This is a genomic window from Pseudoalteromonas sp. S8-8 (assembly GCF_000497875.1).
GTDB classification, from domain to species: domain Bacteria; phylum Pseudomonadota; class Gammaproteobacteria; order Enterobacterales; family Alteromonadaceae; genus Pseudoalteromonas; species Pseudoalteromonas arctica.
Window position 1 is genome coordinate 236644 of record NZ_AUTR01000039.1, and the last position, 14005, is coordinate 250648.

General features: G+C 37.4%; 11 protein-coding genes and 1 pseudogene. 5 read left to right on the top strand and 7 right to left on the bottom strand.

What is annotated here, in order from left to right; genetic code table 11:
• Positions 1–96 precede the first annotated feature (96 nt).
• Entirely contained in the window at positions 97–2247 is a 2151-nt protein-coding gene (locus L659_RS0113870) for a 2Fe-2S iron-sulfur cluster-binding protein (RefSeq protein ID WP_024590944.1), read from the top strand.
• A gap of 99 nt (positions 2248–2346) precedes the next feature.
• Here L659_RS0113870 and L659_RS0113875 read toward each other — a convergent pair whose 3' ends face one another.
• Entirely contained in the window at positions 2347–4041 is a 1695-nt protein-coding gene (locus L659_RS0113875) for a HEPN domain-containing protein (RefSeq protein ID WP_024590945.1), read from the bottom strand.
• Positions 4042–4244: 203 nt separating this feature from the next.
• A complete protein-coding gene (locus L659_RS0113880) occupies positions 4245–4868 on the bottom strand; it encodes a glutathione S-transferase (protein ID WP_024590946.1) in 624 nt (207 codons plus the stop codon).
• Between the two features lie 117 nt (positions 4869–4985).
• Between L659_RS0113880 and L659_RS0113885 the strand changes: the two genes are divergently transcribed.
• Entirely contained in the window at positions 4986–5903 is a 918-nt protein-coding gene (locus L659_RS0113885; RefSeq protein WP_024590947.1) for a LysR family transcriptional regulator, read from the top strand.
• A gap of 87 nt (positions 5904–5990) precedes the next feature.
• Here L659_RS0113885 and L659_RS0113890 read toward each other — a convergent pair whose 3' ends face one another.
• From L659_RS0113890 to L659_RS0113900, 3 genes are all read right to left on the bottom strand, one after another.
• Positions 5991–6842: a universal stress protein gene (locus L659_RS0113890; protein ID WP_024590948.1), complete on the bottom strand. Its 852-nt coding sequence runs from the start codon at positions 6840–6842 to the stop codon at positions 5991–5993.
• A gap of 10 nt (positions 6843–6852) precedes the next feature.
• Positions 6853–8343: a SulP family inorganic anion transporter gene (locus L659_RS0113895; protein WP_024590949.1), complete on the bottom strand. Its 1491-nt coding sequence runs from the start codon at positions 8341–8343 to the stop codon at positions 6853–6855.
• A gap of 271 nt (positions 8344–8614) precedes the next feature.
• Positions 8615–9343 carry an NUDIX hydrolase gene (locus L659_RS0113900; RefSeq protein ID WP_024590950.1) on the bottom strand — a complete coding sequence of 243 codons (729 nt, stop codon included), beginning with the start codon at positions 9341–9343 and terminating at the stop codon, positions 8615–8617.
• A gap of 128 nt (positions 9344–9471) precedes the next feature.
• On the opposite strand from L659_RS0113900, the pseudogene L659_RS0113905 reads away from it, so the two are divergent.
• Positions 9472–10101: pseudogene (locus tag L659_RS0113905) on the top strand (MFS transporter); the annotation flags it as partial.
• A 569-nt stretch (positions 10102–10670) separates the two neighbouring features.
• Here L659_RS0113905 and L659_RS0113915 read toward each other — a convergent pair.
• Positions 10671–11138, bottom strand: a complete 468-nt coding sequence (locus L659_RS0113915) for a hypothetical protein (RefSeq protein ID WP_024590952.1) — start codon at positions 11136–11138, stop codon at positions 10671–10673.
• Positions 11139–12419: 1281 nt separating this feature from the next.
• On the opposite strand from L659_RS0113915, the gene L659_RS0113920 reads away from it, so the two are divergent.
• Together L659_RS0113920 and L659_RS1000000123485 are read left to right on the top strand one after the other, a co-directional pair.
• Positions 12420–13319: a hypothetical protein gene (locus L659_RS0113920; RefSeq protein ID WP_024590362.1), complete on the top strand. Its 900-nt coding sequence runs from the start codon at positions 12420–12422 to the stop codon at positions 13317–13319.
• 181 nt (positions 13320–13500) lie between these two features.
• Complete coding sequence (locus L659_RS1000000123485; protein ID WP_076915493.1) at positions 13501–13596, top strand: DUF4236 domain-containing protein; 96 nt, start codon at positions 13501–13503, stop codon at positions 13594–13596.
• A gap of 15 nt (positions 13597–13611) precedes the next feature.
• On the opposite strand, the gene L659_RS0113925 is transcribed toward L659_RS1000000123485, so the two are convergent.
• Positions 13612–13947: a hypothetical protein gene (locus L659_RS0113925; protein ID WP_024590361.1), complete on the bottom strand. Its 336-nt coding sequence runs from the start codon at positions 13945–13947 to the stop codon at positions 13612–13614.
• Between the last annotated feature and the right edge of the window lie 58 nt (positions 13948–14005).

Here is a 14005-nt window from a genome sequence, read left to right on the forward strand (position 1 = left end):
GTTTTGTGCATTATCAGTCAATAAAACACCCATTATCATTCATTGTGTATTGAGTTAAATTTACCCCATGAAATACGCACACGAATTACGAGCAAAATGACTAACACAAACTCAATAGATGCTTCACCTTTTCACGAAGGCGAGCTGGCAATACAAGACAAACTCGGTAAACGAGAAATAATGGCAACATTTGGCAAACGTGCCGTGCGCTCATTTATGCCAAAGCAGCATCAAGCCTTTTTTGAGCAGTTACCATTTGTGGTTGCAGGCAGTGTTGATGAAAACGCCGATGTGTGGGTATCTATTGTTTCAGGGCCGTCAGGCTTTTTAAGCTCACCCACACCCACGTCGTTATTAATGAGGCACGCGGTTGATAAAAACGACCCTCTACATAACACATTAAAGATTGCCGGCTCGCCAATTGGTTTGTTAGGCATTGAGCTAAGTACGCGTAGGCGTAACCGTTTAAATGTGCGCGTAGGTGAGGTAATTAGTGATAATCAGGTGAGTTTTAGTGTTGATCAATCCTTTGGAAATTGCCCGCAGTATATTCAAACGCGAGACTTAACGTTTAATAGAGATCCTCTACTTAAAAGTAATGCGGTACAAAAAGTTGAATTTAATACACTTGATAACGCAGCCAGTACGTTAATTGACACCACCGATACGTTTTTTGTTTCAAGCTTTATAACCGCTAAAAACAATCCAAAAATTGAAGGTGTTGATGTTTCTCACCGTGGTGGATTGCCGGGTTTTGTAAAGCGAGAAGGTAACACATTAACGATTCCTGATTACGCAGGTAATAATTTTTTTAATACCTTGGGTAACTTTTTATTAAACCCAAAAGCAGGTTTGTTATTTCCTGATTTTGACACGGGTAATGTATTAATGCTTACCGGCAGCGTTGAAATTTTATGGGACGGGCACCCAGAACTTGAAGGCTTTATTGGCGCAGACCGAGGCTGGAAATTTACCCTCACTAAAGGAATGTGGCTTAAAAATTTACTCCCGTTTAGTGCTAAATTTGATGCTTATTCCCCTAACACTAAAATGACGGGCACGTGGCTTGAGGCTGATAAAAACAAACAAGCCGAAAAACTAAAACATACTTGGCAGCCTTTTAAAGTAACTAAAATAATTAAAGAAAGTAATGTAATTACCTCCTTTTATTTAGAAGGGCATAACAATATAACCTTGTTACCGTTTAAAGCAGGGCAGCATTTAACCGTACAAATACCAAGTAAAAGTAGTAGTAATAACAGTAACAGCAAACCTGTTATTAGAACCTACACCGTTTCATCAAGCCCTCATGAACTCTTTTATCGGTTATCTATTAAAAAAGAGCTCAGTGGCGAGGTGTCTAACTACTTTCATAATAACGTAAATGTAGGCGACGTTATTTTAGCTAAATACCCACAAGGGCAGTTTTTTATTGACCCAACTAGTACCAAACCAGCGGTACTAATTGGTGGCGGAATAGGTATTACACCTATGATCTCAATGGCTAAACATATTGCACACGAAGGGTTAAGAACCCGCTATACACGCCCTTTGCATATTTTTCACAGTGCTAAAAATAAACAGCAGCGTGCGTTTTATAACGAGCTAAAAACACTTGCAGATACGAGTGTCGGGGCAATTGATTACTACTCACTTTTATCGCAGCCTGAGCTTGATGAAAAGCAAGGCAATGGCTCTAATTTAAAAGATGAGAGCTTTAACTTAAAAGACGAAAGCTTTGATTTAAAAGGGCGCATAAATGCGGATGTGTTTAGGTATTATTTACCACTTGATGATTACGAGTTCTTTTTATGCGGACCTGCTGCGTTTATGCAACACGTATATAACGAGCTGTTATTGCTCGGTGTGCAGGATAAAAATATATTTGCTGAAGCATTTGGACCCTCCAGTATTAAGCGCAAAGTGCTTAACACAAGCGAAGCGCCTAATAAAAGCAAAGAGATTAGCACTGAGGAAGCCGACAACACTGTAATTAAATTCAGTAAATCGGGCTTTGAACAACGCTGGAATAAAGGCGATAACACTATACTTAATGTAGCCGAATCCCATGGTTTAGAACCTGAATTTGGCTGTCGAAACGGTAGCTGCGGCAGTTGCGCCGTAAGAATAAATGCAGGCGCTGTGGTTTATCGCAATAACGTAAGTTACCCAGCAGAAACAGGCCAGGCGCTTATTTGCTGCGCCGTACCTGCTAAAGGCATTGAGGAGCTTGATTTAGAGCTGTAGTTTTTTTCAAAATATAAATCTTCAGCTTTTATCATTGTAGGGCAATAAAGGCTCACTATTGATACAAAATAAACGTGTGATTGCAGTACATTCTTGCCTCTAACGAATACTATAACTTCTTAACTTTTTCGGGGTATCAACAATGATTACACCATGTAGTCTATGGTTTTTCTGTTTGTGTGTAATGTATGCATTACCAGTGTATTTAGCTTCTAATTTCGGATTTTCTAGCAAGGTTTGCACGTATTCATCTAGGCTCCTTATTTGCCTATCTGCAGAGTTTTTAGCAGTAAAATAGTTCGATAGTTTAGTTGTGTACTCTTTATGTATTTCGTAAAGATTTTCATTCCGCGCTAGAACAAGATATGTTCTTAGTTTAGATGACACATCATTAAACACTGATTCTGAAACAGGTAAAGTAATTGCTTGATTTAGTTTGGTATCAAGTTTAAATTCATTTTTATCGCAGTTCACAACTAACTGATTAAATGTATAAGAAATAATTTTGAGGAAGTTACTATCAGATATACCTAAATCCTTGTATATCAGGTAAATAACCAACATCCTTAATTTCCAGTATATTCCGCTTACTTCTTCTGTAGTGTATATTTCTGGTTGACCATGAGCAGCTCTATCTCTAACGTCCTTAATAACTTTCAGATCCTTTGTTGAAATAAATATCTCTGTAACGTACTTACCCACGTGATTCAGGTACTTTTTAACTTTTTGTATATAAGTTGTAGCAGAGCTATTAGGTAAGAGTTTTTTAAGTACTTCAACGTTACTCAAATCAGCCAAGATATCTTTTGAAAAAGTTTTGACTAGCTCTGAATCCTCAGAGATCAAGCCTGTAAGTCTATTCGTTAGTTCTGTGTACTCATCTTCATCAAGCTTGGTATCAAGATTGAGTTGATGTAACTTGTGGCTGCAATACTTTTCGAGAATGGAAGCATAGAGCATGGTTTCATACTCTAGAACTCCATTGAAATTGTATAAAGGGACTGTTCGTGACCAAATGTCCTCAAATTCAAACGTGTTTTTTTCAAAATATGACTCACAAATTTTTACGAAATTTTCTCTTAATTGTGCTGCTAGCATGAAGCCGTTTGGGTATGATAGGTCGTGTTCGGATGTATCTTTAACTGACGGAGTGTATAGAGTTCCTGTATTTTCACCATCAGAAACTTCGATTTTAGATACTTTGATTGGAAACCCTGTAATCCAAGTAAAAAGATTTTTAGACTTATACAAATACTTTTCTATTTCACTAAAAGTAATGGTGTTTTCAAATTCAAAAACTAGAGTCATGGAGCTTGTGAACTGAAAGCCATCTTTGGTTGATGTATCAGAAAGTTGATAGTTTTGATGCAATCCAACCTTGATGGTTTGATCACTATTTAATATTGTTGCTTCCATTGGCTCTATAGTGATATTTCCACTCAAGTCACCATTTTGTTCTAGATTTTTTGAAATTTCGTTGTTGAAATACGCAGCTAGTTCAGGGAATGTGAAGTATACTTTTTTTAGGTTAGTTGCTTTTGCTTTACCTGAATATATATATCGAAATAGCTTAGATGATTGCCCGCCAGAATTAATAGCACCTGACAACAGGTACCTTGGAGTTCGTTGCTCAGTATAATCCTCTACCTGAATTTCATCTTCTTTATATTCATAAAAATGATTGCTAACATGAGTTAATAAAGGCATTTTGCCGTAGTTAAGCTTAAGTTTGAAGTATTCACCTTCGGTATTTCGAACGTTTAATTCTAAATCTTTAGTTAGTAGTAAATCCAAAATTCATCCCGTATCCAACAATATACATAAGTATCTTACCGAACTTTTTCTCTTTAGCTATCCATTTCCGAGAGTTATAGTGGTAAGCAATCGCATTTGGCTGCGCATAATAAGTTGTAATAAGTAATTTTGCTTTGTTAGCTCAGTAACGCACAAAAAAGAGGCTTAATAGCCTCTTATAAAACAGTATTAAAAACTTAAAACTAAGCGAGTAAACCCGCTTTTGTTTCAGGCATTGCTATATAGCCATCAAGTTTACGAACGTTGCTTAACCATCTTAGAATATTTGGGTATTCACTAAGTGATACGCCGCCCTCTGGTGCGTGCGCTATGTAAGAAAAGTTGGCAATGTCGGCAATAGTTGGTTGAGTGCCTACTAAGTACTCGCGATTTTGTAAGTATGCATCCATTGTTTTAAATAATGTATGGGCAATATTTATCGCGTTTTGATGATCAAGCTCTGCGCCAAATACAGTGACTAAACGAGCTGCACACGGACCTGAAGCCACAAGCCCTGCAGCAACGCTCAACCAGCGCTGAATGTGCGCTTGAACAGTTACATCTTCAGGGTACCAGGTTCTGTTAGCATCAAATTTTTGTGCCAAATACAGCAAAATAGCGTTTGAATCGTTAATAATGTCATCGTTATGTTTAAGTACCGGGACTTGCCCAAAAATATTCATTTTTAGAAAGTCAGCTTGCTTTTGTGCGCCGTTTTGCAGTGCCACATCAACCATATTTACATCAAGCTTTAAAAGCGATGCAAATAACTCTGCACGATGTGAATGACCAGATAAAGTAAAACGGTATAGCGTTAGGTTGCTCATGGGTTGTCCTGTTTTTTAATTTTGAATAGTGATTTTTAATAACGCTATTCTTTCACTATTATCAGTATTGAAAAACCGAGCTAGTAAGGAATAAATGTCAATGCTATATTGACAATCATGGATACTATTATTGGCATTAAAACAATCATAGCGGTTGTTGAAACAGGCTCTTTTACAGCCGCAGGCGATAGACTAGGGCTTTCAAAGGCACTGGTTAGTAAATACGTGGGCATTGTAGAGCAAGACTTAGGGGTTAGATTATTTAACCGCTCCACGCGCAGAATTTCGATTACCGAGGCGGGGCAAAGTTATTACGCAAGCGTAGTGCCTGTAATTGAAAGCTACAGCGAAATGCTCGATAACTTATCGGGTCAAACAGCGCTTGCTAGCGGCAAGCTTAGGGTGAGTGCGCCGGTGTCGTTTGGCGAATCAAATCTTGCGCCGTTAATGCCTGAGTTACTGAGCCGCTACCCTGATTTAAGTATTGATTTAGTGCTTTCAGACAAAACAATTGATTTGCTAGAAGAGGGGGTTGATTTAGCAATAAGAATTGGCAGTGTGTCTGACTCTAATTTAATTGCACGGCAAATTACCAGTTACCCTTTAATTTTATGTGCATCAGCCGAATACATTCAGCGTTTTGGCGCACCAATGAGTGTTGATGAGCTTGAGCAACACGCTACGGTGATTGATAGCAACTTTAAAATAGGTCGCCATTGGCCTCTAGTTTCACCAAGTGGTGAGGCATTAACGGCAAGCGTAAACTCGCGTGTTTCGGTTAATAATCCACAAGCTGTAAAAGAGGTGGTTGTAGCGGGTGGCGGTATTGGCTTAATCCCTGAAATAGTGGTGAGAGACGATATTGCATCGGGTAAGCTTGTACAGGTTATGCGGGACTATAAAACCTTTGAGTTTGGCTTATTTGCTATTTATCCGCATAGAAAGTTTGTGGCTCAAAAGGTTACGTCGTTTGTTCAGTTTTTATTTGAAAAGTTTGAAGCTAAGCCAAAAACAAAAAAGCCTAAAATCAGTTAAGTGATTTTAGGCCTTTTAAAGTAGGTCATTAAAATATCATTTAAAACAGGTGCTTACTTTAAAGTGGTGCTTACTTAAAACAACCACTTACTTTAATATAATAACTGGCACATCGTTGTTTTCGAGCATTTTAATGGTATTACTGCCCACAAAAAACTGCCTTAACTTAGAATGCCCAAAAGCCCCCATAACAATCAAATCAATGTTATTTTGTTCTTTGTATTGCATTAACGAGTCAAAAATATTGCCCTCTAAAAAGCTTGCAGACACTTCAAAACCCATACTACTGAGTTTAAATTGAGCGTTAAGAAACTTCTCTTCTAAGTTCTTCTCATTATTATTAATACTCACTAAATGACAATGAAGCCCATGTAATAAACCACCATCAATAACTTGTTGCAGTGCTTTGTCGGCTGTTTCGCGACCATCGTACGCAATCATAAATGATTCAGGCTGCTTAAACTTTCTAGAAATAAGCAATATTGGTTGCGAGGCGCTACGCACGAGCGTTTCGATGTGTGAACCAAGTGCATTTAAATCAACACGATGATCAACACCATTTCGACCAATAACGATTAAGCGAGTATCATCTTTAAAATCAATAATAGCGTCGATTACATCACCGTGACGTTTAATTAATTCATAGTTTTGAATATGAGCAATTTTTGCTTGTACAGCAACCGAGTCGAGTAATTTATCTGCTAGTTTTAAAGAAACTTTACTACGATGTTCATCGAGTTTTGTCATTTCTTCAAGCAAAGCCGATTGGGCACCTAAACCAATCGTACCGGTGTAGTTACCTACATTAGTTTGTTGTATTTTTTCAAGCATATGTATAAAGCTAATTGATTTATCTAACTTTTTTGAAGCCCAAATAGCAGCTTCGGTTACAGCGTGTGTAATGACAGAGCCATCGATACAGGTAATTATTTTTTTCATTACATTCTCCTTAATGACCGCCAAGTAGTTTATCGACTTCTTTAGGGTCGTTATGTACGCCAAACTTATCAACAACTGTTTCGGTTGCGCTATTCATACCAACAATATTAACTGTTGCACCTTCGCGTCTAAATTTAATAACCACCTTATCGAGTGACGATACACCGGTTATATCCCAAAAATGTGCATGGGTTAAATCTATAACAACATTTGTTACCGCACTTTTAAAATCGAACGACGCTATAAACTGCTCTGCTGAGGCAAAAAATACCTGACCTACAACTTCATAAGTTACTAGGTTTTTAGTTTCATCGTGCTTAGTTGTAACAACCATAAAGCGACCAATTTTGTTCGCAAAAAACAACGTAGCTAACAACACGCCAACTAAAACGCCAATGGCTAGGTTATGCGTCGCAACAACCACAATAACGGTGGAAATCATCACTACGTTTGACGAAAGCGGGTTCTTTTTTAAATCTTTAACTGATGCCCACGAAAACGTACCAATCGATACCATAATCATTACTGCAACTAATGCCGCCATAGGAATTAAACGCAGCCACTCATCTAAAAACACCACCATGATGATTAAAAATAAACCAGCAATAAAGGTTGAAAGTCGTCCACGACCGCCCGATTTAACGTTAATAATTGATTGCCCAATCATGGCGCAACCCGCCATACCACCAAATAAACCTGCGCCAATATTTGCAATACCTTGACCTTTACACTCTTTATTGCGATCGCTCGTTGTATCGGTTAAGTCATCAACAATAGTGGCGGTCATCATCGATTCAAGTAAGCCCACAACAGCAAGACCAATCGAATACGGTAATACAATTTGCAGCGTTTCGAGTGTTAGCGGTACATCAGGCCATAAAAATATAGGTAGGGTGTCTGGCAGTTCGCCCATGTCGCCAACGGTTCTTATATCAAGCCCTAAAAACAGTGCAAGTAAGGTAATAACAACAATACACACTAAAGGGGAGGGAAGGATTTTGCCAATTGTTGGAATATACGGAAATAAGTAAATAATACCCAAACCCGCTGCAGTCATCGCATAAACATGCCAAGTAACATTAGTCAGCTCAGGTAACTGCGCCATAAATATTAAAATCGCCAGTGCGTTTACAAACCCTGTTACAACAGAGCGCGATACAAACCGCATTAACTCACCGAGCTTTAAAAAGCCTGCAAATATTTGTAGTACACCGGTGAGTAAGGTAGCAACCAGTAAGTATTCCAGACCATGATCTTTAACCAGCGTCACCATTAACAGTGCCATTGCACCGGTAGCAGCCGATATCATGCCAGGGCGTCCGCCTACAAAGGCAATAATAACCGCAATACAAAATGAGGCATATAAACCCACTTTAGGATCAACACCCGCAATAATAGAAAAGGCAATAGCTTCAGGTATTAGGGCAAGCGCCACAACAATACCAGCAAGCACATCACCACGAACATTAGAGAGCCAATCTCTTTTTACGTGATCAAACATGTAATAAACCTAATTAGTTAGTTTCCCAAAGTATAGGGGAGTATTTTATTTAAATAACAATGATTCTCGCGCAGATGGCGATTAAGGTTGCACGCAACGTGCTGATGAAAAAGGGAGTGGTTGCCTAGGGCGGCGTAAGTTTCAAGTAAAAAGCTCCTTTTTGATTAGTTTATATTAATAATGCAAACGAATTAAAGGTATCACATATATATTAGCAATATGCTGTTTTGCCTTAAAGACCAAACTTTAATCCAATAATGTTTTTGAATATTTAAAACTCAAACGTAAAACCAAACTCTTTTAATTTTTCGTACACGTTTATGTCAAAACGATAAAGCGTTGCGGCTCTGTGAGCTACATTTGTTTGTTTTTCTTTGCAGTTTATTAGTAAGTTCATTTTTTGAAACTTACGTCTAAAGTTAGGTTTATCGAGTGATTTATTTAAAATCGACTCGTAAATTCCTTGTAGCTCAAGCAGGGTAAATTTTTCAGGGAGCAGGCTAAAACCAATCGGCTCGTGTCTTACTTTGTAGCGTAAGTAGTCTAAGCCACTTTTTAAAATATCGGCATGGTCAAACATTAAAGCCGGTACACTATTTACATCAAACCATTCACATTCTAAAGCATTGTCGCCGCTCACAAGGTTGGTTTCTTCAAAGCGAACGAGCGAATAATAAACAATAGTAATAATGCGTCTAGCAGGGTAGCGGTCTACGTTACCAAAAGCACCTAACTGATCTAAGTACAGGTTTTCAACACCGGTCGTACTTTTAACAACACGCAGAGCTGCAAGGTCTAAGTTTTCATCTTTACGAACCCAATGACCAATTAAACCCCATTGGCTTGTTGCAAGGCCCCGATTATATTTAACCAGCAACACCTTTAACTTACCTTCATGAATAGCAAATACAATATTATCTACGGTTAGATTGCTAATGCAGTCATCAGGAATCGATTCTTCGTCAATGTTGTTAGAAATGTTTGATGTTTTATAGTGCATAAATTACTCAGAAAAAGCTATACGAAGATATTGTTATAAAGACTATTAAGGGTATATAAAAGGTGGGTAAAGCGCAAATAAAAAGCTTTTATAATTCCTATTTAAAACAATCAGATAAACCTAAAAAACGTTTACGCCCCATTGTTTGGATAGGAATTGGCTTAGCTACATTTCAGCAATTAGTCGGCATTAACGTTGTTTTTTACTACGGCGCGGTACTTTGGCAAGCAGCCGGTTTTACTGAATCTGACGCGTTACTCATTAATATAATAAGCGGCTTTGTAAGTATTTTAGCGGTGTTTATTACCATGTATTTTATAGACACAATTGGCAGAAAACCTTTTTTGTTAACCGGCTCAATTGGTATGACGGTGACACTTTCGGTTATTGTTTATGCCTTTTTAAACGCAGATATTGGCTCAACAGGTAATTTAGAGCTAGGAGAGCAGGGCATAGTTGCTTTAATAGCCGCTAACGCTTACGTGTTCTTTTTTAACCTATCGTGGGGCCCTGTAATGTGGGTTATGTTAGGCGAAATGTTCCCTAACCAAATTCGCGGCTCTGGCCTTGCAGTTACCGGCTTTGCCCAGTGGATAGCTAACTTTTTAATTACCTGGTCGTTCCCTGTCATGCTCACCGGTATAGGTTTAGCAGGGGCTTATGGTTTTTACGCATTTTGCGCGTTTGTTTCAGTTATATTTGTATTTAAGTTTTTACACGAAACCAAAGGCAAAGAGCTTGAACAAATGAAAGGGTAAATATTATCCCTTTAATAAGCGCCAAAACTAAAGCAATAGAACTAGAATAATAGAACTAAAGCAATAGTTTTGGAGTTGTTAGACTGCTTCACTCGTTAAGCTTTCTTTTTACTAAACCCAAACACTTTATAAACTCGCAGCAACTATCTCATTTCTCAATAGTTAAATTATTAATGCATTTAAGTAAAGTGTGAGTCGCTTGTTCAATATCACGATTTGTAATAGCGTTTAACATCATTTTTTAAACTTTTATTATTTCGATTTAAGCTGCCTTCATCGACGTCTTCCTTTGGTTTTTAACTGGATTATCAACTTTCGACCATGTTGTGAAAATGAATAATATTAGACGTGACGTAGTTTTTGTAAAAAGACGTAGTTGCGCAGTTTGTGTAATAAGCAACTAAAAAGCAAATACAGCTGATAGTCTGCAGTGAGCGAGAAGCAGACGGTCGGTTAAACTCGTTTTTGGACAAAACTGAGTTACGAAAGTAATGTGGCGAGATAACTTTTAGATTAGAAAATCTATTGTAACGTTGAACTGAGGTTACTCTTACCTCGCCAATATCTTTTTAGGTTATCATGCCCACTAAACCTATAACTATCGGAACACATAATATTACAGCACTAAACAATGCGATATTTTTAGTACTTTTAGCTATACCCAAACTATCTACTTCACGCAGTGCTTTGCTTTCTATCATTGCATCCTCTTCTTTCGAAAGCCATTGTTTAACCAAGGCTTGTTCAAAATCTTTGTAATTACTTGATTCACATTTTTTTTGAACTAAAGAATACCCTTCAGTCTTTAACTGCTCAAAAAGAGAACATTTAAACTCCTTAATAGCTTCCTCTTCTACACTTGTATCTTTTACGGAAATATATCCATTTTTAATTCTTCTTAGGATTCCTGGCTGTATCTTTAAAGCCATCCACTGACGAATATCTAGCGGGTTTTCACCATCCTTAATGGTGATTTCTCCCTCTGACGTTTTTACTACATTTGCCGCGGCTGCTTTATAAATTATAGTAACTATCATCAAGTACCATCCTCAAATATTTAAGTTTTGATTTTCTAAGTATACCTAAAAAAGAGTCTATTACAAATGAAGTTTCGATATAAGGCTTTGAATAATAAGCAAAAATTCGGTGTTGCGGTATTGCGTTATCGTTTATCTTGGTACGTATTCGTTATCGCCAATATTGCTTGAAGTTCACATCTAAGTTTTGGGCTGATTATAGATGTAAATAAAATTGTCTCTAAATATGGCAATTAACATTAGTTGAAATAGGGCTTAACCTAGCTAAGCAGAATGCAGCTGAGTACATGCCCTGAATGATAATGGGGCAGAAACGAGTTACGACTGATAGCACTAAGCTGAATTTCGGCAAAGAACGAATAGCGGTCATTGTGATTGGCTAAAAATAGTTAATTACTCATATTGGTGTTTGTTCACATATACAAGTAAACGTGCTACGAGCAGACATTTGCGCGGCTCGCATACAGTCAAATTTTTACCCCCACAAACCGATATAATGAGGGAAATAAATCAATTACAAGAAAAACGATTTTAATTGGCGAGTTTAGTGTGCTCCAGTTTTTTATTGATCTTTAAGCTTAGCACGCTACAAAGCGGTTCGTGGATGAGTGATAGCCAGGTATTGAGGCGCTAGTTATATTAAGTTGTTCGAGGCGGAGGGTGGACTATATTTATTTAGTCAAGACGATTGAGGCATCTACTTAATAATTGGCTATAAAAAAACATCTTATTCTCTTTTATTGACTACAGTTTTAGGTGGCTACAGCGGTGCTAAAAACAAGAGTTATTAAAAAGGCGTTAGCCTGTGAATAAGTTACAAAACTTTAAGCATTAAAGCCACTCTTCAGTTTATACTCCTGTCGGCCTTTCCCCTAGCTACGGCATCCCCCAAAAAATCACGACACTTCACTCCTCAGAGTGATTCTAAGCGACTTTGTATGAAAAGTGATGCAATTTACCTGTGCCTATGAAATTTCCTTATCGAGCCTCTAAGCTCCATAAAGAGAAGTTTATCAAGGCACGATTAGCTTTTTTTAGCTGGAAGATTGGTGAACGCGTTTTTTAAGGACTATTTTGCATTTAACTCTGTAAAGTCGCGCTCGTTCCTCGCTACGGCTTCGCCTAGTTAAAATTAAAAGCCGCGATATAGTGGGTTAGTTACCCATCCCCCATACATTAACTCTTAATGGGTAATGCTTTTGTAGTTGTTAATGATTTAAAAGTAATGAAAAAGAAATTATAATAATGTTTCTTTTACGTTTATTTAATTATGGAATGATTATGATAAAAAATTTACTTTTAACATCTTTAATTGGACTAGTTTCTTTCTCAAGTTTAGCCTCGGAAACTCCACTTTACACTGAATGCTCAACATGTTTTTCTTTCGAACAGTTCAAAAATACAGCAAGATTAAAAGCTAAAGTAGATCGCCCTCGCGATGTTTATGTAATGAATCTAGATAAATCAATTATTGAGAAATTCAATGTTTCTAAGACCATTACAGGGTACAGGATATTAAAAGGAGATAATGAACCTGATGGTCGTGGTGGTCATATTCAAGATGTAAGAATACCTATATATAGTTGGACTGTAGATAGCTATGGTGTAGAGCAGGACGCTTTAAATACTTTTCATAATATATCTGATGCAAAAAGTGCTGTTGTTGCAAGCTTAGCTGGAGTAAGCGCAACTATTGTGCCTAAAGAGATTGCAGGTAGCGCTTGGGACTTAGTTGGATTTGGTGCAAAACAATATGAAGTTTCATCTTATTATAATGAACATACAACCCTAGAACAGGATATATCGAACTTTACAATCGCAGCGGCAAAAGTTTCTGGCGTTGCTGAAATTGAAAAAGTCTTTATGCAGGTTGCTTTTGATGACAAAAGCATTGCAATATATTCGTTATATGGAATTATTGGTGATGAGCTTATATGGGATTTTGAACATGGTAGAGATGTTGACGGAAACAAAGTTGAACCTACACTTCCTGTAACATCACCACGTACATATACCTTTAAAAAAGGTGGTTTATCAACTTTCTCAAATTTTTATGATGCTGCCGTGCGTTCTGGAGCCCAATTTTACAGTACCTCTGCTAAATCACCTTCTTCTGCAGGTCGAGTTTCTTGTGTAGGCGGTAAAGCTCCTGGTTCATATATATGTACTTATACAAAATAATTAATTAAAAAATAGAGCCTTGTAAAACAAGGCTTTAAAATACATGAAAGTTCAACTCCTATGTAACACTATTTCTAACATCCATTATGAACCTTATTAAGTTTTCTTTTGTTGCTCTGATACTTTGAGCTTTGTTAAATTAAGATATAGAGTAAACATTAATTAATGCAGGGACAGCTACATGAGATTTAGAAAGAGCATCAGAATAGGTAAGGGTTCAAGGGGCAACCTAGGAAAAAAGGGAATTACTAGCATTTCTGTTGGAGGTAAAGGTTGAATTCGAAGAGAGCTTTTATGTTTCATAGCTCTCTTCGATGAATGAACTTAAGTATTCAGCATTGGTCTTTAATTTATTTATCAAACTGTTTTTTCGACTAAGAGCGTTACCGTGATTTTTTGCCTTCTGTTTTTCGATTTTCATTTCTCGTTTATTGTGCTGTATTAATTCGTTTTTTTCAGTCAGTGTATTTCCAATTTCATCCGATTTTCTTTTTTCCTTTTGATAGCACTCGTTTAAATCTTTTTTAGTCTCTGATATTAGTATTTTTTCAGCTTCAATTTCTGCTTGTTCTTGCTCTACTTCGAGCTTAGCTTGGATGCGGGCATTGTCTAGAAGCGTATGGGTCACACATTAAGAATCTTCAATGTCTGCTAGTGGAACTAAGCCGAACTTCGGCAAAGAGCGA